Source organism: Falsihalocynthiibacter sp. S25ZX9, from assembly GCF_041205405.1.
GTDB lineage: Bacteria > Pseudomonadota > Alphaproteobacteria > Rhodobacterales > Rhodobacteraceae > Falsihalocynthiibacter > Falsihalocynthiibacter arcticus.
Genome location: NZ_JBGFCD010000012.1, coordinates 45,497 through 69,770 on the forward strand (window position 1 = coordinate 45,497; position 24,274 = coordinate 69,770).

Annotated in this window: 20 protein-coding genes and 1 pseudogene; 7 read left to right on the forward strand and 14 right to left on the reverse strand. The window is 53.7% G+C overall.

The features are described 5' to 3' along the window. Positions 1 to 10: 10 nt before the first annotated feature. Positions 11 to 2,389 (forward strand): TRAP transporter large permease subunit, encoded by a 2,379-nt coding sequence (locus tag AB9F29_RS14095; protein ID WP_369756142.1) that lies wholly within the window; start codon positions 11 to 13, stop codon positions 2,387 to 2,389. Between the two features lie 98 nt (positions 2,390 to 2,487). On the opposite strand, the gene AB9F29_RS14100 is transcribed toward AB9F29_RS14095, so the two are convergent. From AB9F29_RS14100 to AB9F29_RS14140, 9 genes are all read right to left on the reverse strand, one after another. Continuing rightward, complete coding sequence (locus AB9F29_RS14100; RefSeq protein WP_039004336.1) at positions 2,488 to 3,342, reverse strand: arginyltransferase; 855 nt, start codon at positions 3,340 to 3,342, stop codon at positions 2,488 to 2,490. A gap of 75 nt (positions 3,343 to 3,417) precedes the next feature. Continuing rightward, entirely contained in the window at positions 3,418 to 3,936 is a 519-nt protein-coding gene (locus AB9F29_RS14105) for an RDD family protein (RefSeq protein ID WP_082802324.1), read from the reverse strand. Between the two features lie 99 nt (positions 3,937 to 4,035). After that, positions 4,036 to 4,452 (reverse strand): DUF2852 domain-containing protein, encoded by a 417-nt coding sequence (locus AB9F29_RS14110; RefSeq protein WP_039004335.1) that lies wholly within the window; start codon positions 4,450 to 4,452, stop codon positions 4,036 to 4,038. 417 nt (positions 4,453 to 4,869) lie between these two features. Continuing rightward, positions 4,870 to 6,093 carry a hypothetical protein gene (locus AB9F29_RS14115; protein ID WP_369756143.1) on the reverse strand — a complete coding sequence of 408 codons (1,224 nt, stop codon included), beginning with the start codon at positions 6,091 to 6,093 and terminating at the stop codon, positions 4,870 to 4,872. 161 nt (positions 6,094 to 6,254) lie between these two features. Next, a complete protein-coding gene (locus AB9F29_RS14120; RefSeq protein WP_369756145.1) occupies positions 6,255 to 6,485 on the reverse strand; it encodes a hypothetical protein in 231 nt (76 codons plus the stop codon). Next, positions 6,469 to 6,855 carry a hypothetical protein gene (locus tag AB9F29_RS14125; RefSeq protein WP_369756146.1) on the reverse strand — a complete coding sequence of 129 codons (387 nt, stop codon included), beginning with the start codon at positions 6,853 to 6,855 and terminating at the stop codon, positions 6,469 to 6,471. The genes AB9F29_RS14120 and AB9F29_RS14125 overlap by 17 nt, the downstream gene beginning before the upstream one ends. 10 nt (positions 6,856 to 6,865) lie before the next feature. After that, complete coding sequence (locus AB9F29_RS14130) at positions 6,866 to 7,015, reverse strand: hypothetical protein (protein ID WP_369756147.1); 150 nt, start codon at positions 7,013 to 7,015, stop codon at positions 6,866 to 6,868. 1,372 nt (positions 7,016 to 8,387) lie between these two features. Further along, entirely contained in the window at positions 8,388 to 10,364 is a 1,977-nt protein-coding gene (locus AB9F29_RS14135) for a glycosyltransferase (protein WP_369756148.1), read from the reverse strand. Further along, positions 10,365 to 11,243 (reverse strand): HlyD family efflux transporter periplasmic adaptor subunit, encoded by an 879-nt coding sequence (locus AB9F29_RS14140; protein WP_369756149.1) that lies wholly within the window; start codon positions 11,241 to 11,243, stop codon positions 10,365 to 10,367. It abuts the gene before it with no gap. Between the two features lie 733 nt (positions 11,244 to 11,976). Between AB9F29_RS14140 and AB9F29_RS14145 the strand changes: the two genes are divergently transcribed. Together AB9F29_RS14145 and AB9F29_RS14150 are read left to right on the forward strand one after the other, a co-directional pair. Then, a complete protein-coding gene (locus tag AB9F29_RS14145; RefSeq protein ID WP_369756150.1) occupies positions 11,977 to 12,141 on the forward strand; it encodes a hypothetical protein in 165 nt (54 codons plus the stop codon). 90 nt (positions 12,142 to 12,231) lie between these two features. Further along, on the forward strand, positions 12,232 to 14,487 hold the full coding sequence (locus AB9F29_RS14150) for an arylsulfatase (protein ID WP_369756225.1): 2,256 nt from the start codon (positions 12,232 to 12,234) through the stop codon (positions 14,485 to 14,487). Between the two features lie 884 nt (positions 14,488 to 15,371). Here AB9F29_RS14150 and AB9F29_RS14155 read toward each other — a convergent pair. From AB9F29_RS14155 to AB9F29_RS14165, 3 genes and pseudogenes are all read right to left on the reverse strand, one after another. After that, a complete protein-coding gene (locus AB9F29_RS14155; RefSeq protein WP_369756151.1) occupies positions 15,372 to 15,758 on the reverse strand; it encodes a hypothetical protein in 387 nt (128 codons plus the stop codon). A gap of 513 nt (positions 15,759 to 16,271) precedes the next feature. Beyond that, entirely contained in the window at positions 16,272 to 16,478 is a 207-nt protein-coding gene (locus tag AB9F29_RS14160) for a hypothetical protein (protein WP_369756152.1), read from the reverse strand. Positions 16,479 to 17,237: 759 nt separating this feature from the next. Further along, positions 17,238 to 17,552, reverse strand: a pseudogene (locus AB9F29_RS14165) (YbaK/EbsC family protein); the annotation flags it as partial. 123 nt (positions 17,553 to 17,675) lie between these two features. Between AB9F29_RS14165 and AB9F29_RS14170 the strand changes: the two are divergent. Genes AB9F29_RS14170 through AB9F29_RS14180 form a run of 3 tightly spaced genes read left to right on the forward strand, consistent with a single transcriptional unit; the run spans position 17,676 to position 21,202 of the window. Next, complete coding sequence (locus tag AB9F29_RS14170; RefSeq protein ID WP_369756153.1) at positions 17,676 to 20,459, forward strand: glutamine-synthetase adenylyltransferase; 2,784 nt, start codon at positions 17,676 to 17,678, stop codon at positions 20,457 to 20,459. Next, a complete protein-coding gene (locus AB9F29_RS14175; protein ID WP_039002185.1) occupies positions 20,452 to 20,727 on the forward strand; it encodes a hypothetical protein in 276 nt (91 codons plus the stop codon). The genes AB9F29_RS14170 and AB9F29_RS14175 overlap by 8 nt, the downstream gene beginning before the upstream one ends. A gap of 58 nt (positions 20,728 to 20,785) precedes the next feature. Next, on the forward strand, positions 20,786 to 21,202 hold the full coding sequence (locus AB9F29_RS14180) for a dual specificity protein phosphatase family protein (protein ID WP_369756154.1): 417 nt from the start codon (positions 20,786 to 20,788) through the stop codon (positions 21,200 to 21,202). 47 nt (positions 21,203 to 21,249) lie between these two features. On the opposite strand, the gene eda is transcribed toward AB9F29_RS14180, so the two are convergent. Next, entirely contained in the window at positions 21,250 to 21,891 is a 642-nt protein-coding gene (eda, locus tag AB9F29_RS14185; RefSeq protein ID WP_335584854.1) for a bifunctional 4-hydroxy-2-oxoglutarate aldolase/2-dehydro-3-deoxy-phosphogluconate aldolase, read from the reverse strand. Positions 21,892 to 21,949: 58 nt separating this feature from the next. Further along, entirely contained in the window at positions 21,950 to 23,755 is a 1,806-nt protein-coding gene (gene edd / locus AB9F29_RS14190) for a phosphogluconate dehydratase (RefSeq protein ID WP_369756155.1), read from the reverse strand. Positions 23,756 to 23,986: 231 nt separating this feature from the next. On the opposite strand from edd, the gene AB9F29_RS14195 reads away from it, so the two are divergent. Continuing rightward, positions 23,987 to 24,154 (forward strand): RSP_7527 family protein, encoded by a 168-nt coding sequence (locus tag AB9F29_RS14195; RefSeq protein WP_369756156.1) that lies wholly within the window; start codon positions 23,987 to 23,989, stop codon positions 24,152 to 24,154. Positions 24,155 to 24,274: the final 120 nt, after the last annotated feature.

The following is a 24,274-nucleotide window of genomic DNA, read 5'->3' on the forward strand; positions in this document are numbered from 1 at the left end:
GGCACTACCTATGTTATTTGGACTCGATGGCGTCGAAGTCGGCCTAATCATCGTCTTCCTCAGCCTCTTTGCGGGCATTCTCTCGGGCTTTCCGGTGGCGTTTGCCATCGGTGGGGCGGGGGTGATATCCTTCGGGATTATCGCAGCATTAGACAGCGCAGGCATTTTGATGCACGCCTCGGTGGACACCAGTTCGGTCGCCTATCGGGCCTTGATCGACTCAGGGTTGCACCAAGACGTGATCTCTTTGTTCCGATATCCGGATTTGCCCGTTATTGAGGTTCCGCTCTTCCCGAGTGATCTCGACCCCTCCGTGGGCGGTGGCTGGGAAACCGCGATGAACCGCAACCTGTCGTTCATCGTAAATCGGATGAACGAGCGGGTGTTCGCGGGGCAATCCATTGAAACCCTGCTCGCGGTTTTGATGTTCGTCCTGATGGGGATCACGCTTGAACGCTCCAAAATCGCGAACGATCTTCTGACAACTATGGCGCGGGTCTTTGGCCCTTTGCCTGGCGGTTTGGCGGTTTCGGTTGTGGTTGTGGGCGCGTTTCTTGCCGCGTCAACGGGGATCGTGGGGGCAACAGTTGTCACCATGGGCCTCCTGTCACTTCCCACCATGTTGCGCCACGGCTACTCGCCTGAGCTTGCAACGGGGGTGATCGCGGCGTCTGGGACGTTGGGGCAAATCATCCCGCCGTCCATTGTTATCGTTCTTTTGGGCACGTTGGCGGGGGATCTCTATTCCGCCGCCCAAGAAGCCCGCGCGATGGAAGCGGGTTGTACGGATGCGCTGACTTATCTTGGCGAAGCGGCCGTGGTTTCGGTTGGGACCCTGTTCCAAGCGGCGATCCTTCCGGGGGTCATGCTGGCGGTTCTTTATGGTGGCTATGCGTTTATCTATGCGCTGTTTAACCCGTTAAAAGCACCTGCGGTTGTCTTTGAGGGCGTTGCCAACACGGAAGGCAGTGGTCGCAACAGCCTCACATGGTTCGTAGCTATGCCTGTGATTGCCATCGGTGGTTTGATCCTTTTGAGCCAAGCGAACATCGTGGGAAGCCAAAACACCAACGTCGACAGCTATTCCGATGCGTCCGAAGCAGCTAGCTTGCGCACAAATGTCGGGGACAGCTGTCAGGCGGCGATGATTAACTTGCACGGCCAAGAAGCTTGGGATCTTGCGATTGATCAACAAGAGGCGATCATGGCCTCTGGCGGGGCTGTTAAAAGCCGCGAGCTGACACCAGAAGAGTATGAAGCAGCAACCGTTGCGAAAATCTCTAGCATCGCACCAATTGGCACAGGCATTGCAATCTTCTTTGTGTTGATGGGTCTTGCGCTCACTACGGCGCGCGGTGTGGCACCATATGCCAATACACGTCCCTTGGTTATTGGCGGCGCAGGGGTGCTTCTCGCCTTCATTATCGACGCATTTTTGATCGCGCCGACAACATCCCCCGGGGGGGCAACAATCTTGTTGGCCGTTCCCGGGTTGATGCTGGCCTATGGTGTTCGCTATGCCTCTGGCTTGTTGGCGCGCAATGAACTTCTGCGGGTGGTGTTCCCACCTTTGGTTCTGATCATTGCGGTTTTGGGATCGATCCTTGGCGGGATCACCAACCCAACACCGGCTGCGGCGCTTGGCGCGGGTGGTGCGCTTTTGCTGGCGGCCTATCGTCGCCTGCAAGAGCAGGGCGGTTCGGGTAAAATCATCTTGGTTTCGGCTTTCGCCGTAGTTGTGATGATCCTCGTTGGGGTGAACTTCGATCTTCGGATCACACGTTCCAGCGTTCCGTTTGAGGATTGGGTTGCCTACTTTGTGGCGCTTGCAGCTTACTTGATGGCCATGTTTGGCATCCTGTTCGCCTGTTATGTTTTGTTCCGCAACAGGGTGCTTACCCCGATTGTGCGCGAAACGGCCAAGGTCACGAGCATGGTGTTTACCATCCTTATCGGCAGCCAAATGCTCAACCTTGTGGTGATCTCCTTTGGTGGTGAGCACTATATCCAACAATTCCTGCGCAGCTTTGATGACGAGTTCAAAGTGTTCTTGCTGGTGATGGTGGTGTTGTTCATTCTTGGCTTTGTGCTCGACTTCCTCGAGATCATTTATATCGTGATCCCGATTGTCGGACCGGTGATTTACGGCGGCACGATGGACCCAAAATGGGTAACAATCATGATCGCGGTGAACCTGCAAACAAGCTTCCTAACCCCGCCCTTCGGTTTCGCACTGTTCTACTTGCGAGGGGTCGCCCCCAAGGAAGTCACGACGCGACACATCTATCGCGGGGTCGTACCGTTTGTCTTGATCCAAGTCGGGGCGCTTGCGGTTCTCTACTTCATACCGTCGATTGTGACGATCGTTCCAAACCTTATCGGAAAATGATCAGGTTCAACGGACACTAAAACAGAAAAGGGCGTCTCGATTGAGACGCCCTTTTTCGTTTAAATCCACAGATACCGTGAGGAACCGAGGGCTAGACGTCACTCTGTATTTGGGTGGCGTGCCGCGGCGTTGCGGCTGTTTGGTAGGGTGATCTGGGCCACTTGGTCGGCCAATTGATCGCCAAATTCTGGGCCGTCATCTTGGCTGAAACCTTCGGGGTCAACGACTTTGACCCACGCACCATTTTTGTAAACTTCCAAGGCTGAAAAACGCCCCTTATAGCCCATTTTCGGGCTGTTAGGGACCCAATACCCCAAATAGACATAGGGCAGGCCAGCCTCGCGGGCGATCTCAATATGGTCTAAAATAATGTGCGTTCCCAAACTGTTGCGCGCTAAATCCGGGTTGTAAAAGGAATAGACCATCGACACGCCGTCATCAAAAACATCGGTTAAACACACGGCTGTCAGGCCGGTGTCCACATCGGGGGTGTCTTCGGGCGTTACATATTCCACAACGCGGCTGCGAATGGGGGTTTCCTCAATCATGGCCGCGAATTCAAAGACGTCCATTTCCGCCATGCCGCCATCGGAGTGGCGCGTTTCAAGATAGTGTTGAAACAGGTTGAACTGTTCTTCGGTGGCCCAAGGGGAGCGCGCCTGCCGTTTCAGATAAGCATTTTTGCGTGTGACGCGCTTCTGGCTCTTGTTGGGTTTGAAATCTGCCACACGGATGCGCGCCGACATACAGGCCGAACAATCCGCACAGGATGGGCGGTACAAAACATTTTGACTGCGCCGAAATCCTTGTTTGGAAAGGCTGTCATTGAGTTCCTGTGCGAACTCCCCCTGAAGCGAAGTAAACAACTTACGCTCGCGGCGCCCCTCAAGATAAGGGCAGGGCTGGGGGGCCGTCACATAAAATTGTGGGGCTACTGGAAGGCTATGACGCATATACTCTCGCTGGTTTTCCTACCTATAAGGATAGCAAGCCAAACCGTCTGCGCCAAGCCCATGCTGAACAAAGGGTTAATATCGCGACATCGAGTTAATCATTGCGGTCCCTAGAACCATATCCGTAAGGCCTTTTCCGCGGTTGCTGGTCAACATAATACCAACCGACAGAAGCTGAACGAGGAAGATTGTAAAGGATAGCGAATAGCCCAAAGTGTGCAAAACCGCCATTGAGCCGTCCAACTGGTTGCCATCGCTGTTACGCAATTCAATGCCCATCATCCGCATTCCAGGGGTCGCGGAATGGTTGGCAATGGAAACAGAGCGATAAAGAAAACCGATGGCGAGGAAAATAAAGGGCGCAATAAATACCGTCAAAAAGGCTGTAAAAATAAGCACAAGCCCCGTCAGTAGGCCGATGGCAATGGTATCAATAATCCATGCACCGAAACGTTTTTTAGCGACATCCGCGTAAAATCCGGCGTGGAGTTCAGGGTCAGGGAGACCCGTCGCCTGTTCGCGGTTTTGGCGGCGGTTGGACGTATCTGCACCCGGTTCAAAACCATAATCGCGGGGATCAAAATCACTTGCCATTTGAGGACTACCTATTGTTAAGACGTTTATTTGCTATTTGCGGACTTGCCAGAATTTGGGAGGTGGCAAGTCCGCGAGGAGACAGGGATGCGGCGTTAATTACAACTCGATGGGGGCATCTTTGTCGGTGTTTTTGGGCGACTGTGCCTTTTTGGCGCGTTCATCCATAAACGTGTCGAATTCGGATTTGTCTTTCGCTTCACGAAGACGCTCTAGGAAGGATTCAAAATTGACCTGTTCTTCTTCGAGGCGCGACAGCGTATCGGCTTTGTAAGCGTCAAAGGCTGAGTTGCCTGTGCTGCTGAAGCCGTGCGAATGACGGTGCGAATGTGCGCGGCAACCGCCACGTGATTTTGATTTGAACATACGTTTACTCCAGATCATATAGGCAAGTAGGGCGAGGCCGACGGGCCAAAAAAAGATAAATCCAAGAACCATAGCGGCAATCCAGGCGCCTTTGCCTTTTTCGTCAAGCCATGTTTCTGCTTGTGAGGGCCATGCGGTGGCGGAAGTCATATCTGTCTCCATTTGTTGGGGTCGATGTTAATGTGTTTCACATCAATAGAAATGGGGAGTTTAGCGAAAAACGCAAGACCTAATGTAAATCTTTTTTACATTAACTTGATTTAATAAATAAAATCAGTATGTTGCGCGTAGAAAATTTCAATAATTTCCTGTGATTTTGCCGAGAAAATATGGTGCGGTGTGCCTGCGACAGCCCAAACTGTTGTAGCGTGTGTAGCGTGACAGGGATTCTTGCAGTGATTGACAGAGATATCTGCAGCAAAACGTTTTTCTGATTAATAGAACCGTTTAAGTGGCCCGTCGACCAGAAAAGTTTAAACGGGCGTTAAACAGGTGGCTGCGGATCGATCTACAGTTGGGCATCTGTTGGCCTCTTTGAGCGCAGGGGGATGCCCTGCGCCCCGCAGATTAAACCACGATTGTTGTGGGCGATCCTGTGCCCTTGCGAGTAATCGCCGACACGCGATAGGTGCCGGAGGCTGGCGCGATCCAAGAGCGGATATATTGCTTGGTGTAACCAGCAGCCGAACCTTGCGGTGTTTGCGCCACCCAGCTCCCCGTGTTGCGCTCGATTTTATAGCCAAGGATTGGGCTGCCCCCGTCATTGGCTGGCGCGGCCCATGTGATTGTCGTCCCTGCCGCCGCAAGGGTTTGCACAACGCTTGGCACAGTGATGGTTCCTTCGAGCCAGCCAAAATCAACCAAAGCCCCATAAGCCGCCTTGGCATAGATCTCGCGCCCGGCTTCGGTCGGGTGCGTCCCGTCGCCGGTCAAGCTGCTCGGCCAAAGGCCAATCGCGATTTGCGCAAGATCGCCCGCGCTGCCGTCATTGCCGCAAAACATTGCCTCAAGCGTATAGACAAAACGGGTTCCGATGACATCGCGCACCCAGCCCATTGCGTCCGACCATTCAACATTGCGGCTATCGCCCACAGGATTCAACGGGTTGCTTTCGAGCAAAATATATTGTTTTGGCGCGCCGTTATATTTGAGTTTTTCCAAGACACTCATAATCGATGTTTTAATCACCAACTCGCCGCGCCCATATTCAAAACCGCCGTCATTCATCACAAGGGTTTTGCCAAAGTGCTGTGGCGTATTGGCAAAGCGCTGCGTATGGCCGCGCCCATCGGTTTCGTAAAAGGCAAGGCCGCCGATCCCGTCGAAAGACGTCATAACGTCACCAAGGCCGTTTTCAGCGAGCAAATCATGCAGAACATCGGGAAACCCTTGCACCACGAAACTATCGCCTAAAACATGCACCGCGCTGGCATCCCCCATCTGCAAAGCCTCGTAAAGCTTTTCGCCTTCCAGCGCGCCTGCATGGAGCGCCACGCGGTGCGTTGTCCACCCTTCAACATCGGTGTCAATCGTCAGGCTGTGAGGCGGTAAAGTAGGGAAACAGAAATGCTCCGTGACGTTTGTAACATCGTCACCACTTGCATAAACCTTGATCGGTTTTCCCACCCCAACAACGATAGCAACACGGCACCGATCAAAGTTATTTGTAAGAGTTGTGACTAAACCGAGAATGTATTGCTGGAAAAAACTATCAGCACCAAAATAATTCAACCGCAAACCGTCCTGCACAGAAATCAATCGCCCCCAGATCAACCGCCTGTTGAATTGCACCTTGCACAACGCCCATCTCGAAGGTTTCCAGCGGGCGTAGAACTTGCACCCTCGCCATTGTCCTCGGACCAATGGCGGACAATGGCTCGATCCCGCTTTCCGGGCTTGACCATTCTGGCTTCAAGTAATCGGTGCAGGGTGGCAAACACATCCGGAAAATTCTAACCCTGCAAAGGGGTAGCCTGATCCAAGGCCCCAACCTTTTGCTCAATCAAGGGCATGAAGTGCAGCGGATCAAAGATCATATCCGCTTTGGCATAGGACCGCTGATGCCGCGCAATCACCTCAAAATCGCAGCCAATAATGGCCTCATGCACAAAGCCGCGCACGTGGACGTCGTGATGGGCATAGGCCACCGGCACAGAGTAATCATTGCTACGGTAGCGCACCATTGAGATTGATGCCCTGATCGGATACCAAACGCTGGCCAATAGTTTGGCTGTGGCCGCGCCATGAAGTTGCGGCGGGTATATCCGACCACGCCTTCGACATTGCCGCTCGTCCATTGTCCTCGGACCAATGGCGGACAATTCCTCGCTCGTTCCCCCGCGCAGGCCTGCCGAACTTGTCATCAAACAGGCAATGCGATTGCAACTCGGTAAAACTCTGTGTCCGCACACAGGGTCGGACTCCAAGGATACGCGCAACAGCGATCTTGGTATTGTCATAAAGAATGGACTGCGGGATGCCATCAAAGAACGCAAAGGCAGACACGTGGCCATCACAGAACGGCTCGGTTGTCTCCGCAGGGTATCTCTTCACAAAAACTGCGTTAGAATGCGGCAGGCTCATCCCGCAGGCGCACAAAGATGCGCTTGGTTGTGTGACGCGGTTTTTTGATTTGGGCTTTGTCCATGCGCAGCATCTTCGCTATCGTCTTACGGTCCTTGTTGAAATAACGCGCGGCTTCTCGAGCAGACATACCGTCCTTCAAACAAGCACGGCGTACACGACTATAAGTATACGCAGAGTACATCCCCCGCTTTCCGAATAAACGAAGGACATAAACTGGCGAATTTTACTCCGCTACAACTGCGCCTTGCAGCCGCTTCGGTGGCCCAGTTTTGCTCTGCGTCTTACAGGCAAATGAACTTGGCCTTTCCAAATCGTACGTGTCCGAACTGGAAAATGGGTCCATCCATGGATGTGATCCAGACGTACTCGGAGAGGTTTGGGATACCATCTTCCTAGATATTGTTCTTTGCAGAGAACTTAGAAAATCAGGGGAAGGCCGCAAAGACACGGACTGCAATCGCAGGAAATATCTTACAGTTCATTCAATTTTTTTTGGCGAAAACTGATCATGCCAAAACCTAAGTATGACCAGAAATTCAACCCTTTCTTTCGATTGCGCACGAAGGCAAAACGGGCAGATTTATTGCACGTATCGCTAGCAAAGCTGAAGAAACTGACAAACCTAGAGGGCGGTTACTTTGCCTTTCAGAAACCTAAAAAAGACGGAACTTTGGGGGATATATGCGTCCGATCTTTTCGGTTGCTCGACATCGAAGATTTTTTCCAAGCTGCACCTTTAATAAGGTGCTGTGGTTTTTTCGTTCGCAGATGCAGTGCGCGCCAGTTGTTGCATTGATCTAGGCAAAGATTGCGACTGAAAATGACGTGTTGCCACAGGGAAGCCCATGTAGCCCTATTCTAGCATTCTTTGCTTATATCGACATGTGGACCAAGATCGATGAACGGGTAGCTGCTGACGGCTGCAAGCAAAGCGTTGATGCTGGTGACCTTACAATGTTTGGCGATACAGTCCACGAAAGCGCTGTTTGGGACATAAGTAATTCTTAATCGACATGGCCATCTTTCCAAGCTGCGGGATGATAATAATAAAACCAAAGCATCATCCCCAATGAAAATTAAACTTGAAGCTCAGTCGCGTGGACGATTAGCTCAGATCAATCAAATTGACGCTGGCAACGCGCGAATAGGTTAAACGGCAAAGTTGCGTAGAGGCGGCACGTGGTCCACAAACGCCCCTAATCGCCAACAAGCCCGATTGGCGCCCCTAAAAACACCATTCAGAATCCGAATAGTTGTTGAAGGTTTTTGCCTTTGCTGCGTTGCGGAACTCTTGCAGTTTGGGCTCTAAGCCGACCTTCGCTGCGCTTGCATCTATTGGCAACCGTGACGTCGACGCGAACGGCCCCAGCGGACCTTGGAGCACTTTGCAGCTAACGGCAGCAATGGGGCCAAATTATTTGATGCTGCATGCTTCACCAACAAATGCTAACCGCCACCTCCTGAACTATTTGAGAACGTTGATGCCTACCTAACGACCTTCAGGGATTGAACGATAGTCTGCGGGCGAGGTCTTTTACCAGTGCGACTATGCTAGCGCGTGCCACGCCGGGGGACCCTCCGTCGACGTAGAACCGCAACAGCAGTGCTTCTTTTTGGGCAGGGGTTGTTTGCAGACGCAACCTTGCGCCGTGGTTGGTCTTGGCGATCACGGTCACGCGCACGTCGCCCACGCCCTGCAGATTGATTGTGCCGACTGAACCCAGAGGGTGGCACAGCCCTTCGTAGCGCAGCGTGTCCTGCGTCAGCGACTTGATGAGAACGGGTAAGGGCGTTCCTCCCACAATCAGGGAGGTTTTCTCCGGAGCGTCGGCGATATGCTTTTCCTCGCGCGGCAATTCGACAAATGCTATCAACGTCATCGACAAGACGAGGACATTGTAGAGCGTCCAGAACAACACCACAGATTTTCCCTGTCCCGCGTCATTGAATGAAAACCCGTCGAAGAATATGCCGATCAGCAGGCCCCCGATGGTCAGCAGCAGCAGGATCAAATAGGGCCTCAGCAGATCCCACTGAATAATGATACGGCTGCGATCGCCGCCTTTCGCCGTCACTTTAAAGGGGTGGCCATGGGGTTGGATTAGGCCGACGATGGCCGAGCGGGCGATGGGGATGGCACCGAGTATCTGGCTGACGTCGTTGAGAATAGGGATGACCATGCCCCGCGCGACCACATTCATCGCCAACAGAACCCACATGTAATAAACCCCGAAATAACCGATCACATCGGCAACTTCGGCATTCACGACTGTGATGTTGAAATACCAATACAGCAGCGGATAGGTCAGCGCCGCCAGTCGGAACGGGAACGTGCTTAGCCAGTAGAGGACGGCGTCGATCACGCTCCACCTATCACGCAGCCGCAGGTTGTTGCGGGCAAACGGCCCGACGCGGCTACGCGCGATTTGCATCATGCCCAAACACCAGCGGGACCGTTGCGTGACGTATTCCTTGAGGCCCTCGGGGGCGAGCCCCTCCGTCAGCGGTTCGTCCAGATAGGCGGTGTCCCAGCCGCCATCGCGCAAGACCAGCGTCATCATGAAATCTTCGGTGATGCTTTCGGTGGGAAAGCCACCAACATCCTGTACCGCCTGCCAGCGCATGACAGACGATGTGCCACAACAAAACGCAATGCCCCAAGCATCGCGTGCGGGCTGTAAATGATCAAAAAAGAACCGCTGTTCGTCGGGGTAAGACCGGCTTAGCCCAAGATTATGCTGGATCGGATCGGCGTTAAAAAAGTGCTGTGGGGTTTGCACCAGTCCAATTTTCGGGTCATGGAACAGTGCAAGTGAGCGGCTGAGAAAACCGCGGTGCGGCACAAAATCGGCGTCGAGCACGGCAATGTAATCGGGAGGCACCGCGTCCTGCGCCAACACCCGTAGCGCATTGTTCATATTGCCTGCTTTGGACCCGACATTGTCGTCGCGCGTAACGTATCGGACACCCTGCGTGCCGCAATAATCGCGCAACCAGTCGCGGCGGCCATCGTCGAGAACCAGCACCGCTTTGTTGGGATGATTCAGTGCTTTGGCCCCGATAATCGTGCGTTCAAGGATTTCAAGTTCTTCGTTGTAGGTTGCAATCAAAATGGCGACACGTGGGGGTGACGCGGCGTCCCACCAGTTAATCTGCTCTGTCGCTTCGTCCCCGCGATGGCGGATGCGTGACATGATCACGAATGAGCTAAGCGAGCTGATAATCGACAGCGCCTCAAGCCCCAGCAGCGACCAACTGGCCAAACAGTCCCAAGTTAATCCCGCCGGAGCGATAGTTTCGGTCGCGCGCCACCACAGATACCGAAGTGCCAACACCCCAGCAACCGCGAACATCGTGCTGCGATGCCAGTGGTTCTTTTCGTCAAACCAAAGCGGTAGAATAATGGCGATTCCCAACACCAGCATGACACGGATGAGGCTGCTTTCGATGTCACTCAGATATAGGTAATCGGGCATTTACTTCAGCAGGTCCCGAACCCAGTCCAAGGGGCGCGTTTCAAAGAACACTCGACCTGTTTGGCCGACCGTGCAGCGCAATTCCGTATTCTTGCGCAACTCAGGCACCAGTAAGGCAATGTCATAGCGTTCAAGGTGTTTGATCGACGGTGCGACCGCCAAGTTACGGTAGATCGTTTCTGCACCTGCGCCGGCGATGCGCGTGATCGTCCCGTCATACAGCGTTTCGACGCCTTCCAGCCGGAACTTGGCGAGTTGGCCGACGCGCAGGCGGTTATAGACGTTGTCGGGCACCGAAAGAGTGACCAAGGCTGAATCGCAGACCATCAGTTTCAAGATATCCTGCCCGCGTTGCACGACCTCATTATCATCGGCGAGAACTTCCCACAAAAGACCGTCGGTCGGGGCGGTAAGGTTGGCACTCGAAAGACGGGTAAGCCGCGTATTTTCCTCAAAAAGGCGCGCGTCAATGGCTGCAAGTCGGCTGCGGGCCTCGCTTAAATAGACGTTGAGGTCCGACTGCCCAATGCGCGTATCTGTCCGCGGGCTGCGGTTTGCCAAAACCTCCGGATCGGCGGAGCTGTTGTCGGTGTCGGCTTCGACCTGATCAGCATCGAAAGCCACGAGGCGCTCAACTTCCGCCGCAGCAAAGGCAAGCTCCATGCGCAGGTCGTCACGCCGAACACTATCAACCAGCGGATCGTTCAGCGTCGCCAATGCCTCACCTTCTTGAATAACCGTCCCGAAAGGACGCATCGGCATATCCAGCGTTCCCGCAATCGGCGCGCGTACCGTCGACAATCGTGCGTTCACGACCGCGTCTGAACTGACGCCCGTGATTTGTTCACCAACAATAACCCAGAGGGCAAACAGGATCACTATTAACCCCACCAAAAGCCTACCAAAGCGCATCTCGCAACCCATTCATTTTGTGGAAAACTGCCCCATGCAGCAGACGAATCAACTCTTCGTAAAAACGAGTTTCTACGTCATCCTTAGTCTAGAATTATGGCAGAGCGAGGGGATTTTTCATTACGTATTGTCCAGCGCCATAAAAATTTCGGGCTGAAGATACACAGGTGGCAAAGCAGCCGTTCTCACGAAGTTTAGACAAAGAATGGTCTCGGGCAGAAATGACCTATGGATCAAAATCGCATGCCGCTACTCGCTCTGGGGCCACTAATATTCATTTCGTCTGCATAGCAGACCTTGGTGCATTCCGTAGCGAACGGATCCTTTCCGTCCTTAGTGTTTAATGACACGAACGGCCCATAACTGCCCTACATACAGGTAGCGACTAAAGGCAGCTTCCAACTCAAAGCGGCACTGGCACCAAAATTCTGGTGCGCTGACGTTGCGATAGCCGCCCGCACGATCTATCTCTGTATTGACTGTAATAACGTGTTCAGTCTGGAGAAAATTCGAGGAAATGAATGCATGATACCTCTCTTTGTCTATCCTCTGCGAGGAGATTGACAAAGAGGGCGACTCGTTCGTTGTTGCTTTCCCGCTTCCTTCAAAAAGTAGTTCCCAAAATTGCAAATGGGGCTACAATTAGAATCGAATAGCGAAGTATTTTTTTAAACTTTTTGATTAATAAGGGGGGGTAGCAATGAACCTGAATTCAGCAAAGTTCAAGTTTACATTGGCCGTTGCAATTGCGGCGGCGTCACATTTTTCGGTCACAGCATCCGCGCAAACAATCACAGGTACTCCGGGAACGCCGTCGGCAACGACGACCATTAATGGTTTACAGATTCCGGTGCCACCTCCATAATTCAAAGGCAAGATCGAGCGCAATGCGACGGCATCAGAGCCTTACTGGGCACCGCAAATTGCTCCGGCCAAAGGGTCGCCAAACGTCCTTCTGATCATGACCGACGATACGGGCTATGGCACCCCGTCGACGTTCGGGGGTGTGATCCCGACTCCTGCTCTGGATCGGGTCGCCGCGATGGGCGTCAGTTTCACAAACTTCAATTCGACGGCTCTGTGTTCGCCGACGCGGGCGGCGCTTATCACGGGGCGCAATCACCACTCCGCCGGATTTGGCGTCATCGCTGAACAAGCCACTGGATACCCCGGCTACAACAGCATCATTGCCGATGACAAAGCGACCGTCGGCACCATCCTAAAAGACAACGGATACCGCACATCGTGGTTCGGCAAAAACCATAATACACCCGCCTTCCAAGTCAGTCAGAATGGCCCCTTTGATCAGTGGCCTATCGGCATGGGTTTTGAGTATTTCTATGGGTTTATGGGCGGCGACACCAGCCAGTGGACACCAGGGCCGTTGATGCGCAACACAACTCCGATTTATCCTTATGTAGGCGACCCGGACTACAACTTGATCACGGCCATGGCGGATGAAGCCATCGATTATATGAACCGGATTAATACGCTGGCACCTGAGCAGCCCTTCTTTGTTTATTATGTTCCGGGCGGCGTGCATGCGCCACATCACCCAACCAAAGAATGGATCGACAAGATCAGCGATATGCACCTGTTTGACAAAGGGTGGAATGAGCTGCGCGCAACCATCTTTGCCAATCAGAAAAAGCTGGGCGTTATTCCCCAACACGCTGAGTTGACGCCTTGGCCCAAAGATTTGCTGAAACCTTGGGATACTCTCACGGACGACGAAAAGAAGATGTTCATTCGTCAAGTTGATGTGTTTGCGGCCTATGTTGCCTATACCGACCACGAAATCGGCCGTGTTATTCAAGCCGTCGATGATATGGGCAAGCTAGATAATACGATTGTCATGTACATCAGCGGCGACAACGGCGGCAGCGCCGAAGGGACCCTGATCGGCACCCCAAATGAGGTCGCGGCGTTCAATGGCGTGAATGTTCCAATCAAGGACCAGCTGTCTGAATTCTACGACGAATGGGGCAGCAACGAAACCAACCCACACATGACTGTTGCATGGTCATGGGCCTTTGACACACCGTTCTCATGGACCAAACAGGTGGCTTCACACTTTGGCGGCATTCGTCAAGGAATGGCCATTGCATGGCCTGACGTGATCAAAGACAAGGGCGGTATTCGCCACCAGTTCCACCACGTTATCGACATTGTTCCGACCATCCTTGAGGCGACGGGCATTACCCCACCTGCCGTGGTCAATGGCGTACCACAAAGTCCCATCGAAGGTGTTAGCATGGCGTATCTATTTGATGCGGCCAACACCGACGCGCCTTCGACACACCACACCCAGTATTTCGAAATGATGGGCGATCACGCCATTTACCATGACGGCTGGATTGGCAGCACGAAAGTTGTGCGTCCACCGTGGGAAATTACGGGCCCTGTGAACCAAGATCCAGCTGGGACACCTTGGGAGCTATATGACCTGAATAAAGACTGGACACAGGCGCACGACGTGGCGGCGGAAAATCCAGAAAAGCTCAAAGAGATGCAGGCTCTTTTCTGGAAAGAGGCCGAGAAATATCAAGTCCTTCCCTTGGATGCATCCGTGGCGACCCGCTTGGTCACACCACGGCCAAGTTTGAAGGCTGGACGCGATGAATTCGTCTGGAAAGGAACCTTTACCGGAACTCCGAACGGCGATGCGCCATCGGTTCTGAATACCTCCTACACGATCACGGCAGAAGTGGATGTACCCGAAGGTGGGGGCGATGGCATGATCCTCACACAAGGTGGTCGTTTCGGCGGATACGGTTTCTATCTTCTAAAAGGCAAACCCGTGGTCACCTGGAACCTGCTCGATCTTGAGCGAATTCGCTGGGAAGGCGCTGATGCCCTTAGCGTTGGCAAACATACCGTGGAGTTCGACTTTAAATATGACGGGCTTGGTATGGGCACTCTCGCTTACAATAGCATGAGCGGCATTGGTCGATCTGGGACTGGTGAGTTGAAGGTCGACGGAAAGGTCGTCGCCACTCAAAAAATGGAGAAAACCATTCCGTTGATTTTGCAGTGGGATGAAAATCTGGATGTCGGGGCCGACACTGGCACCGGCGTCGACGATAAGGATTACCAAACCCCGTTTGCGTTCACTGGTACGCTGGAAAAAGTGACCCTAAAGGTGGCTCCTCCGGTTCTAACAGAAGCTGACAAAACCAAGCTGAAGGAAGCTATGGTTACCAAAGACTAAACGGCAACAACAGTTTCCACACCCCGCAGTCTATCGCTTCGGGGTGTGGAAATACTGAAACGTCCTCAACGATTGGTTGGGGAAATTGCTATAAAAACTCCCTAAATATGGCCAAAGTAGCTCGTATTTTTGCTATAAAACCCCCTCACCAGAAACGAGCTCTCCCAAAAGCGACTGACGGCGCTCAAGGACGCTAGTTGGTTCTGTCGCAAAGTTTTCCCATGGCAAAGCAATGCGGGTGGCTTGCCTTGAAGGAATTTGTTTTTTTTGCGAACCCTAAGCGCAGTTTTAAACCCCGCTAACGTTGCCGCTGCTCAATAAAACGTCTTTAGGCCGAGCATTGGCCCCGCTCTTGTTGATTGCACTCTGGTCTGGCATTCTGCCGTCGTCAAAGTCGAACGTTTTTAGTCTAAATCTCGTTTCAAATTGCCAAAAGCCAACCAACTAAACGCCGAAAACGAGCAAATATCGAGTGTTCAAAATTGATCGATAAACGAGCGGTTCATTGAATTTGTTCCACCTCCAAATAAAGTACTCGTGGTCGATTTAACGAGTGACAATGTAAAAGATTTGGTCGGATAAATTCAGTTAGCAATCGAATATGTATATCAAAAGCAGCAAGCCAGTATATGGTATTTGGGTCACTTCCTTGTCTGCAAAGCAGACTTTAGCGCTTGAAACAGCGAAGGTCTGCATTCCGCCCTAAGTCGAAATGTGCATGGTGCAGGATTCGGGACATTTCCCTTTCCCATCACGGTCGCGAACTGCCCAAAGCTGCCGTTTGCAGTCTGTGCTGATGCCGCATTGCAGCTTCACACAAGCGGACATTGAGGTATGCAAGTTCTTGCGCTCGCGAACCGGCATGCTCAGTTGGACCTGTCGAGTTACATGAGCGTTTTTGTGATTATTTGCTTAATGGCGTCGAACCAATAGGGGTATTGAGGTGTGACGGTTTCGTAGAACTTGACGATCAACAGTTCGTTGCCAGCGATCCAACTAATGACGTCGGCACTGATCACCGCATTAACGGCGACTACAACCTTCGACGATGAAATCGCCCAGACCTTCCGAGCAATCGCACTAATCATATTTTGGATGCGGTTCTGTAAGGACACCTCGGCGATCTGTGCAGAGGGTCCTTCACCCTTTAGTGATAACGGAACTGCAACTTCGGTTATTAGAACTGTTGTCGCGCTTGTTTGTGTATCGGCAATCTTATCACCGACTTTTTGCGCTTCTAGGTCGCGTGGCCCGTTTAGGCATTCACGCATTTTCCGCTCAACCTCTGAGGCTCCTAGATGGCTTAAAAAGAATATTCCATGGGGTTCAAGCAGTCTTTCAGACCAGCAGCAGTGATGGTCGGGAGTTCGTCATTTAGTCGACCTTTGTTAACAGCGCTTCCATGCGCTTCATGCCGTGACCTAAGGGTGTTTGCTGCGGACCAAAGGGAACTAACGAGGATATCTGGCGATTTTTGGTCGATCAAATTGCGAAATTTTGAGGCAGTTTCGACAAGGGAGGCTCGTTCGTTATCGCCGTCGCGGACCGATGCCATGAGAGCGCGGACTTTTTGGCGACATTTTTCCTGCAGAGCTCGCGGTTCTCGGTCGTTCGGGCCAAGAGGTTTGCCGTTTGCGCCGATGGGGCCGTCATCGGGCAATAAATAGGTAGGGGCGTTTGGTCGTTCATCTGGAATAGTCTTAGATTGCGGCCATTCAGTGAGCGAATTCAGGTAGTCGAGGGTTTATTTGTACGCTCGCTCGTAGCGACAATTTCAGAAAAGCTTAGAGTTTGTGGTCGAGGTTTGCTGCTGCGCAATTTGCGAAAAGTAGGCCATTATCAAGTAAGCTGTTTCCCTGTACTCTCAAATCTTTGATCGTGCGCAGGTCGCTGATACGCGAGCCGCGAAGATCCAGCTTGGTCAAGCTTAAGAGGGAAAAAAGAGGCTCTGCGGAAGTGATTTCGGTGGCGTTGAGATCAAGCTCAGTCAAGTTTGTAAGGGTATTGATTTCCGGTGGGATAGCTTCAAGATCTTTGTCCCAAAACTAAAGTTGCTCGCGTCGAAGTTAATGGCGATCAGAATTTGAGCTCTTCTAAAGGCGTCTTGGGCTTTGAACATGCATCAGCTCCCTTTGTGGGTAAACTAGGAGCAGTGCTATGGGATAGAAAGGGCGTGGGTCTTCTGAAACTTTTCAGCCTTTCCAACAGGTTGCTCCCAGTTAGGAACGTCCTTACCTGTTCACCATACTGGGGAGTTCGGAAGGGCGCTTCTGGCCGGTATTCGTCGGAATTGCAGCAAAGGCCCGCAATCCATCCGTCGTGGCGGTTTCAAGTTAGCTCTGTATGGTCGAGCGGCGAAGTTCTCTTTTGGCGCTCTGTCGATCAAAATTCTCTAATCGCAGCGAAAGTCCGGTTCCCGCCGACAGAGTTGATCCCCTTGATTTGTGCCACAATAAGTCCAAAATTTCTTTCCAGTTCAGAAGGTTTTATCAACTTAAATTGCCGGTCAAACGGGCGCCTGAAGCCCCGTGAACCCCATAATTAGCGCCCTTTGAGCGTAACTGTGGGGTTTGCAGCTATTCTTTGATTTCGCCAATACGGGCTTAAACCGCCATTTTGACACTCGAATGATAGGCTCAATGTAATGCCAATTTTGGTTGCACAACTTTTCGCCGGGCCCTTTAAATAAGGCCTGTCACAGCATCATCCCACTTGTTCCCGCTTACTGCAGGTTACGGTGTCAAACTACATTCTAGGAGACGGGGATCAAAAAACGCACGTGGTTGGGAAAGGTGCCCAATCGGAGAGACGCCGCCAATCGCGAACCCTGTTTGGGCGCGAATGAGTTTTGCGTCCGCTTTTCCCAACGGTGCCCCGACGAGGGCACTGGCCTTAATCGTACAGATTTTCTTGCCGCCCGCCGTGATGAAAAGCACCGCTGAGCCGTCTTGCTCATTCCGGAAAATGATCGATTTGGCGATTTGTTCTACCTCACAACTCGCTGCATTTGCTGCGGCATGCGCGGTGCGCGTGCCTTCGCTCACTTCTAGAATTTTGACTTTCAGGCCGGCGGTTTAGAGGGCCGCTCGGACAGGTTTTAAACTTTTGCTGATCGGGGTATGCCTCAAATCTCTTCAGGGTCCACAAGGCTTATTGACCCTCCCGCCTTTCCCCCGCACGATCAAAAAATGACATTTCAAAATCGTATGACCCGCGCGCCGATTCCTTTTGACCCTGATCGCGGAATTGACGCGCGCGCGGCCTTGCCAGATGTGACGGGGCCCCTTGGGGATTTGATCGCAGGGGCGGCGGGGTGTTCGCCTTATTTGTTTAGCTTAATGTGCCGCGAAGCCGAGTGGATTTCGCCCGCGCTCAATGGTGCGCCAGAGGAGGCTTTGGCACTGGCTTTGGACGACTTGAAAGCCCTTGCGCCCGATGAAATGGCCGCTGGATTGCGCCGCGGGAAACGCCGTATTGCGCTGTTGGCGGGGCTTGCGGATTTGGCCGGCGTTTGGGATTTGGCGCAGGTCACACAGGCCCTCACGGATTTGGCCGATACCGCCGTCGACCGCGCGATCCGCACGACAGTTACCCAAGAAGCGCGGCGCGGAAAACTCCCCGGATTTGCGCGCGATTCCGAGGAAGTTACGGGCGGCATGGTTGCGCTCGCGATGGGGAAAATGGGCGCGGGCGAGTTGAATTACTCCTCCGATATCGACCTCATTTGCCTGTTCGACGAAAGCCAATACGAAGATGACTCCTATTTTGATGCTCGCACCAGCCTTATTCGCGCGACTCGCCGGATGGCAACGCTGCTTTCAGAGGTCACGGGCGACGGATATGTGTTTCGCACTGATCTGCGGTTGCGGCCTGATCCGAGTTCGACGCCCGTGTGTATGGCGATGGACCCCGCCGAGCGTTATTACGAGAGCATGGGGCGTACGTGGGAGCGCGCGGCCCATATCAAAGCGCGCCCTGCAGCGGGGGATATTGATGCGGGCGAGGCCTATCTGGAACGACTGGTCCCTTTCGTTTGGCGAAAGCATCTGGATTTTGCCGCGATCCAAGACGCTCATGATATTCGCCTAAAAATTCGCGCGCATAACGGGTTTACGGGCGCGATTACCCTACCGGAACATAATATGAAATTGGGTCGCGGGGGTATTCGCGAAATCGAGTTTTTCACCCAAACCCGCCAGTTGATCGCAGGGGGGCGTGATCGTGAATTGCGCGGGCGGGGCACGGTTGCGATGCTCGGGGAGTTGGCAAAAAAGGATTGGATTCCGTCAGAGACGGCCAAGATTTTGGCCACACATTATAAGGCCCATCGCGAAGTTGAACACCGTTTGCAAATGATTTCCGACGCCCAAACCCACACCCTCCCAAAGACCGAGAAAGGGTTTCAACGGTTGGCAAATTTCATGGGGCAGGGCGATGTCTCTGTTTTGAAACGCGAAATTCGCGAGCGGTTGGAAGAGGTCCATGACCTGACCGAGAGTTTCTTTGCGCCCACGCAAGCCCGCGCGGCCCCCGAAGTGAGCGCCGAGATGAAGAATGTGATGGCAGGGTGGCCGAGTTATCCCGCGTTACGGTCCTCGCGCGCGGTGCATATATTTGAACGCTTGAAGCCCGAGATACTGTCGCGCGTGATGGCCTCGGCGTATCCTGAGCAAACCTTGAGGCAATTCGATGGGTTTTTAGCGGGATTGCCTGCAGGGGTGCAGCTATTCTCGCTCTTTGAGGCCAATCCACAACTTATTGACCTTATTCTTGATATCTCGAGCATTGCCCCGAATTTGGCCAAGTATCTGGCCAGCAATGCACAGGTTTTTGATGCGGTTATTGGCGGCAGTTTCTTTGATGCTTGGCCGGGTTTAGAAACGCTTCAAGGCGACCTTTCCGTCTTGCTCGCGGGCTATTCCGACTATGAAAGCCAGTTGGACGCGGTGCGCCGCTGGATGAAGGAATGGCATTTCAGGATCGGTGTCCACCATCTGCGTGGATTGATTTCGGCAAACGAGGCAGGCCAGCAATATGCGGATTTGGCGCAGGCAGTTTTGGCCGAGGTTTGGCCCGTCGTCGGGGTGGAATTTGAGCGCAAACATGGCACGGTTCCGGGGCGTGGGGGCGTGGTTTTGGGGATGGGCAGCCTTGGCGCGCGCAGGCTTCATGCCGCCTCTGACCTTGATCTCATCGTGATTTATGACGCGCAAGATGTTGAGGAAAGTGACGGGCGGCGGCCATTGGCTGTGCGAACCTATTTCGCCCGTTTAACGCAGGCTTTTGTTACCGCGCTTTCGGCTCCAATGGCGGAGGGGCGTTTGTATGAAGTGGATATGCGGTTGCGGCCCTCTGGACGCGCTGGCCCCGTTGCCACTAACTGGGCAGCGTTCAAGTCCTATCAACTTGAGGAAGCTTGGGTTTGGGAGCATTTGGCCCTGACGCGGGCGCGACCTGTGGCTGGCAACGAGGCACTGGCGGCAGAGTTTGAAGCTTTTCGGGCGGAAGTTCTTGGGCAAAACGGTGCTGCGGATCGGGTGATTCCGCAGGTTGCCGAAATGCGCGCGCGTATTTCTGTCGCAAAAACTCCACAGGGGGACAACGACGCAAAAATCGGCGAAGGGCGTTTGCAAGATGTGGAACTTTGTGCGCAAGCAGTGGCCTTGATGGCAGGATTTACCGGCTTTTCCGTCGCCGAGCAAATTCAGGCAGGAAATCTATTACCTGCGCAAAAACAAACTCTTATGGAGGCGGGACAATTGATGTGGCAGTTGCAAGCGGCGGCGCGTCTTTTGAATGAGGGGCCATTGAATGTTGAGGACATCGGAGTTGGCGGGGTGCATTTTCTTTTGCGGGAAACAGGGTGTGAAAGCCTCGATGACATGAGAAATCGCCTTGCGGAAGCCGCGAATTCCGCCCAAATGGTTATTGAAGACCTGTTTGGCCAACCAAAGGAGCCCCTTGATGACTGATGCGAGATTTGATCCCAAGGGATTGATTAAAGATTGTTTTTCGATGGATGGCATCACGGACGCGGAATGCCGTTCGGTGTTTGTCGACTGGGCGTTGAGTGTACCAGCTGATGTGGATACGCGCGAGGCGCTTGAGGCGCTAAATGTGCAATATCAACAGGGTCCAGAGGGGCATCCCATGCTCACGGTTCTCAAGGAGAGTTTGTTGGAACCCGCTGTCACAGGACGCCGTGGCGGCTGGTCGGGGCGGCGTACTGGTCGCACGTAACGTGTCAACGATTGAAGCGTTTGCCGTCGCGACTCCTGCGCGAGGAGCGTTTTTTATAATGCCACATCCAGCTGTGAGTGCGGCATTTTCTGTGTTGGCAAAAAGAGGCGTTCAGTCGATTGTTTCCCTTTTGGAAGCAATCGAGGCGGACAAGCTAGGATTGGCCCGTGAGGCGGAGCAATGTACCGCAGAAGGAATTGAGTTTCGCAATATGCCGATTGCCGATTTTGCCTTGCCGGATGGTAAGCAATTCGCTGATATCTTGCGCCTGATTTGCACCGATTTAGAGGCGGGCAAATCGGTGGCAGTTCATTGCCGCGCAGGAATTGGTCGCTCGGGGATGGTGGCATGTGGGGTGCTGATGCGATTTGGTGCGACGGCGCAGGAAGCACTTGTTCAGGTCTCAAAGGCACGGGGTGTGGATGTGCCAGATACTGCAGAGCAACGCGCCTTTATTGAGGATTTTCGGCCCTAGTAAAAATCCCGCCACATATACGTAGCGGGATTTTTGAATTTAGGGTCTTAGCGGGAAAGCGCTGCGGCTTCGCGGGCGAGGGCTTCGATGCCCTCCCAATCGCCAGCTTCGACGAGTTTCTTCGGCGCGACCCAGCTTCCGCCGACACAAAGCGTGTTGGAAAGCCCGAGATAATCGGGCGCATTCGCAAGGGACACGCCGCCCGTTGGACAGAATTTTACCTGTGGGATCGGACCGCCGATTGAGGCCAGAGCTTTTGCGCCGCCATTGGCTTCTGCGGGGAAAAACTTCTGGGTTGTATAGCCGCGTTCCAAAAGGCGCATGGCCTCGGTCGAGGTCGCGATTCCGGGCAGGAGCGGCAAGCCCAACTCTTCACAGGCATCCAAAAGAAGATCGGTCGCGCCAGGCGACACACCAAATGTCGCGCCAGCTTCGATGGCGTTTTTGACGTCTTGAGGGGTGAGCAGGGTGCCCGCACCGACAACACCGCCGGCAACTTTTGCCATTTCGCGGATGACCTCAAGAGCGCAAGGCGTACGCAAGGTTACTTCGAGAGCAGGAAGCCCGCCCGCGATCAAAGCTTGGGCGAGGGGGCGCGCGTGGGCCACGTTATCGACAACGAGAACGGGGACGACAGGCGCCAAAAGGCAGATTTCGGTGGCGCGTTTGCTAGCGTCTTGTGGGGTCACTTTGGGGGTCTCCTAAAAGGAATTTTGGGCCGCTGGGCGGCTTATATTATGTCTCGAACTAAACGACAACCGCCGCGCCTTCGGTTGAGGGGCCAACGTTATCGCGGAACACCGAAAACAACTCGCGGCCAATGCCATGACCGTTGTCCGACAGATCGGGCTGTGCGGCGGGACGCGCGTCAAACCCTTCCTCAAGGACGTTGAGCTTGCCGTTGATCGCGTCAACCTCGACGATATCGCCATCGCGCAATTTGGCCAGTGGTCCACCAACGGCCGCTTCGGGCGAGACGTGAATGGCGGCCGGAACCTTGCCCGATGCGCCAGACATGCGGCCATCGGTAACAAGGGCCACGTTGAGGCCGCGATCCTGCAGCACCATGAGGCAGGGCGTGAGGCCGTGCAATTCGGGCATACCGTTGGCCTTGGGCCCTTGAAAGCGCACGACGATCACGGTGTCGGTGGTGAACTCCCCCGCTTTGAAGGCGTCTTTTACGGCGTCTTGGCTGGCGAAAACACGAGCCGGTGCAGTGAGGGTTTGACGCGCGGACTCCACCGCAGAGACTTTCATCATGCCAGTCCCAAGGGAGCCTGAGAGCCGTTTTAAGCCGCCCGCCGTGTTGAATGGGTTGGTTGCGGGGCGCAAAATCTTTTCGTTTTCGCTCTTGCTGGGGCCCGTTTTCCACTCAACAATTCCGTCAATAAGCACGGGATCAAGCGCATAGGGCGCAAGGCCTTGGCCCATGACGGTTTTTACATCGGGGTGGAGAAGACCCGCAGCCAGAAGCTCGCCAATAACAAAGGCAAGGCCCCCCGCCGCGTGGAAATGATTTACGTCGGCGAGGCCGTTTGGATAGACTTTGGTCATCAAGGGAACGATGGCCGAGATATCCTCAAAGTCCTGCAACTCGATGATAATCCCCGCCGTGCGCGCCATAGCAGGGAGGTGCAGCACAAGATTGGTCGAGCCGCCCGTGGCCATCAGGCCAACGATGCCATTCACAAAGGCACGCTCGTCTAGGATGTCGCAAACGGGGGTGTAGTCGTCCCCCAAGGCGGTGATTTCAAGGGCGCGTTTGGCGGCGGCATTGGTAAGGACGCCGCGCATATCACCTTCGGGTGGCACAAAGGACGCGCCGGGCAGGTGAAGGCCCATGAATTCCATCAACATCTGGTTCGAGTTCGCGGTACCATAAAACGTACAGGTGCCTGCGCCATGATAGGAGGCCATTTCCGCCGCCATAAGCGCGTCGCGGCCCACTTCTCCGGTGGCAAATTTCTTGCGCACGGCGGATTTTTCGTCGTTGGGGAGGCCACTGCTCATGGGGCCAGCGGGGATAAAGACCGTTGGAAGGTAGCCAAAGGTCGCTGCTGCCATCACCATTCCAGGAACGATTTTGTCACAGACGCCAAGGAAAACCGCCGCGTCAAACGTATTGTGGCTGAGGGCAATGCCTGAGGCCAAGGCAATCACGTCACGTGAAAAGAGCGACAATTCCATGCCGACTTGGCCTTGGGTGACGCCATCACACATGGCCGGAACGCCGCCTGCAACTTGTGCCGTAGCACCGACAGATCGCGCGGCTTCCTTGATCTGGTTGGGGTAGGTCTCAAACGGTTGGTGCGCCGAGAGCATGTCGTTATAGGCAGTCACAATCCCAAGGTTGGGCGCGCGGTCGGCGGCAAGTGTATCCTTGTCATCGCCCATAGCCGCATAGGCGTGTGCTTGGTTACCACAGGAGAGGTGCGCGCGACGCGGCCCTTCACTGGCGGCAAGGCGCATGCGGGACAGATAAATGTCACGGCTGGATTTGGAGCGTTGAATAATACGGTCGGTGACGGCTTGGAGTTGAGCGTTGACGGTCATGTCATATCCTTTGGGCCAAGGAGGAAAGGGAAGTGATAGGGGCAGGTAGCACATCCTGTTAGCGCTAACAATAGAGAGTTCAACTTGTTCACCAGATTTTGACAATACCCGCGCATTCCTAAGGTATTCGAAAAACGCAAGTCGGGCATGTCGAAACATCTGTAGTCACGCAAAGCCAGTTGGCCTAAATGGAAGGTAAGAAATTATCGACTTATCCGTAGGAGGCCTACCATGGCTCTAGTGATCAATAACAATACTAAAATCGACATGTTTGAAATTGAAAAACGCGCACGCGCCCTTCGCGCACAAGCAACACGCGATATGGTCAAAGCCATTGGCGCCTTCGTGAGCCGTCTTGTGCATAGCGGTGCAGCAAAGCCCGCCGCAACAAGCGCGTAAGACCTACTAAAACTGCAAGATCCGTCGAGGGTTGCGTGAAAACGCGACCCTTTTTGGTTTTCTAAGGCTACGAATTTCACGATAAAGCCCCATCATGAGCGCGAAATTGCCCTGTATCCT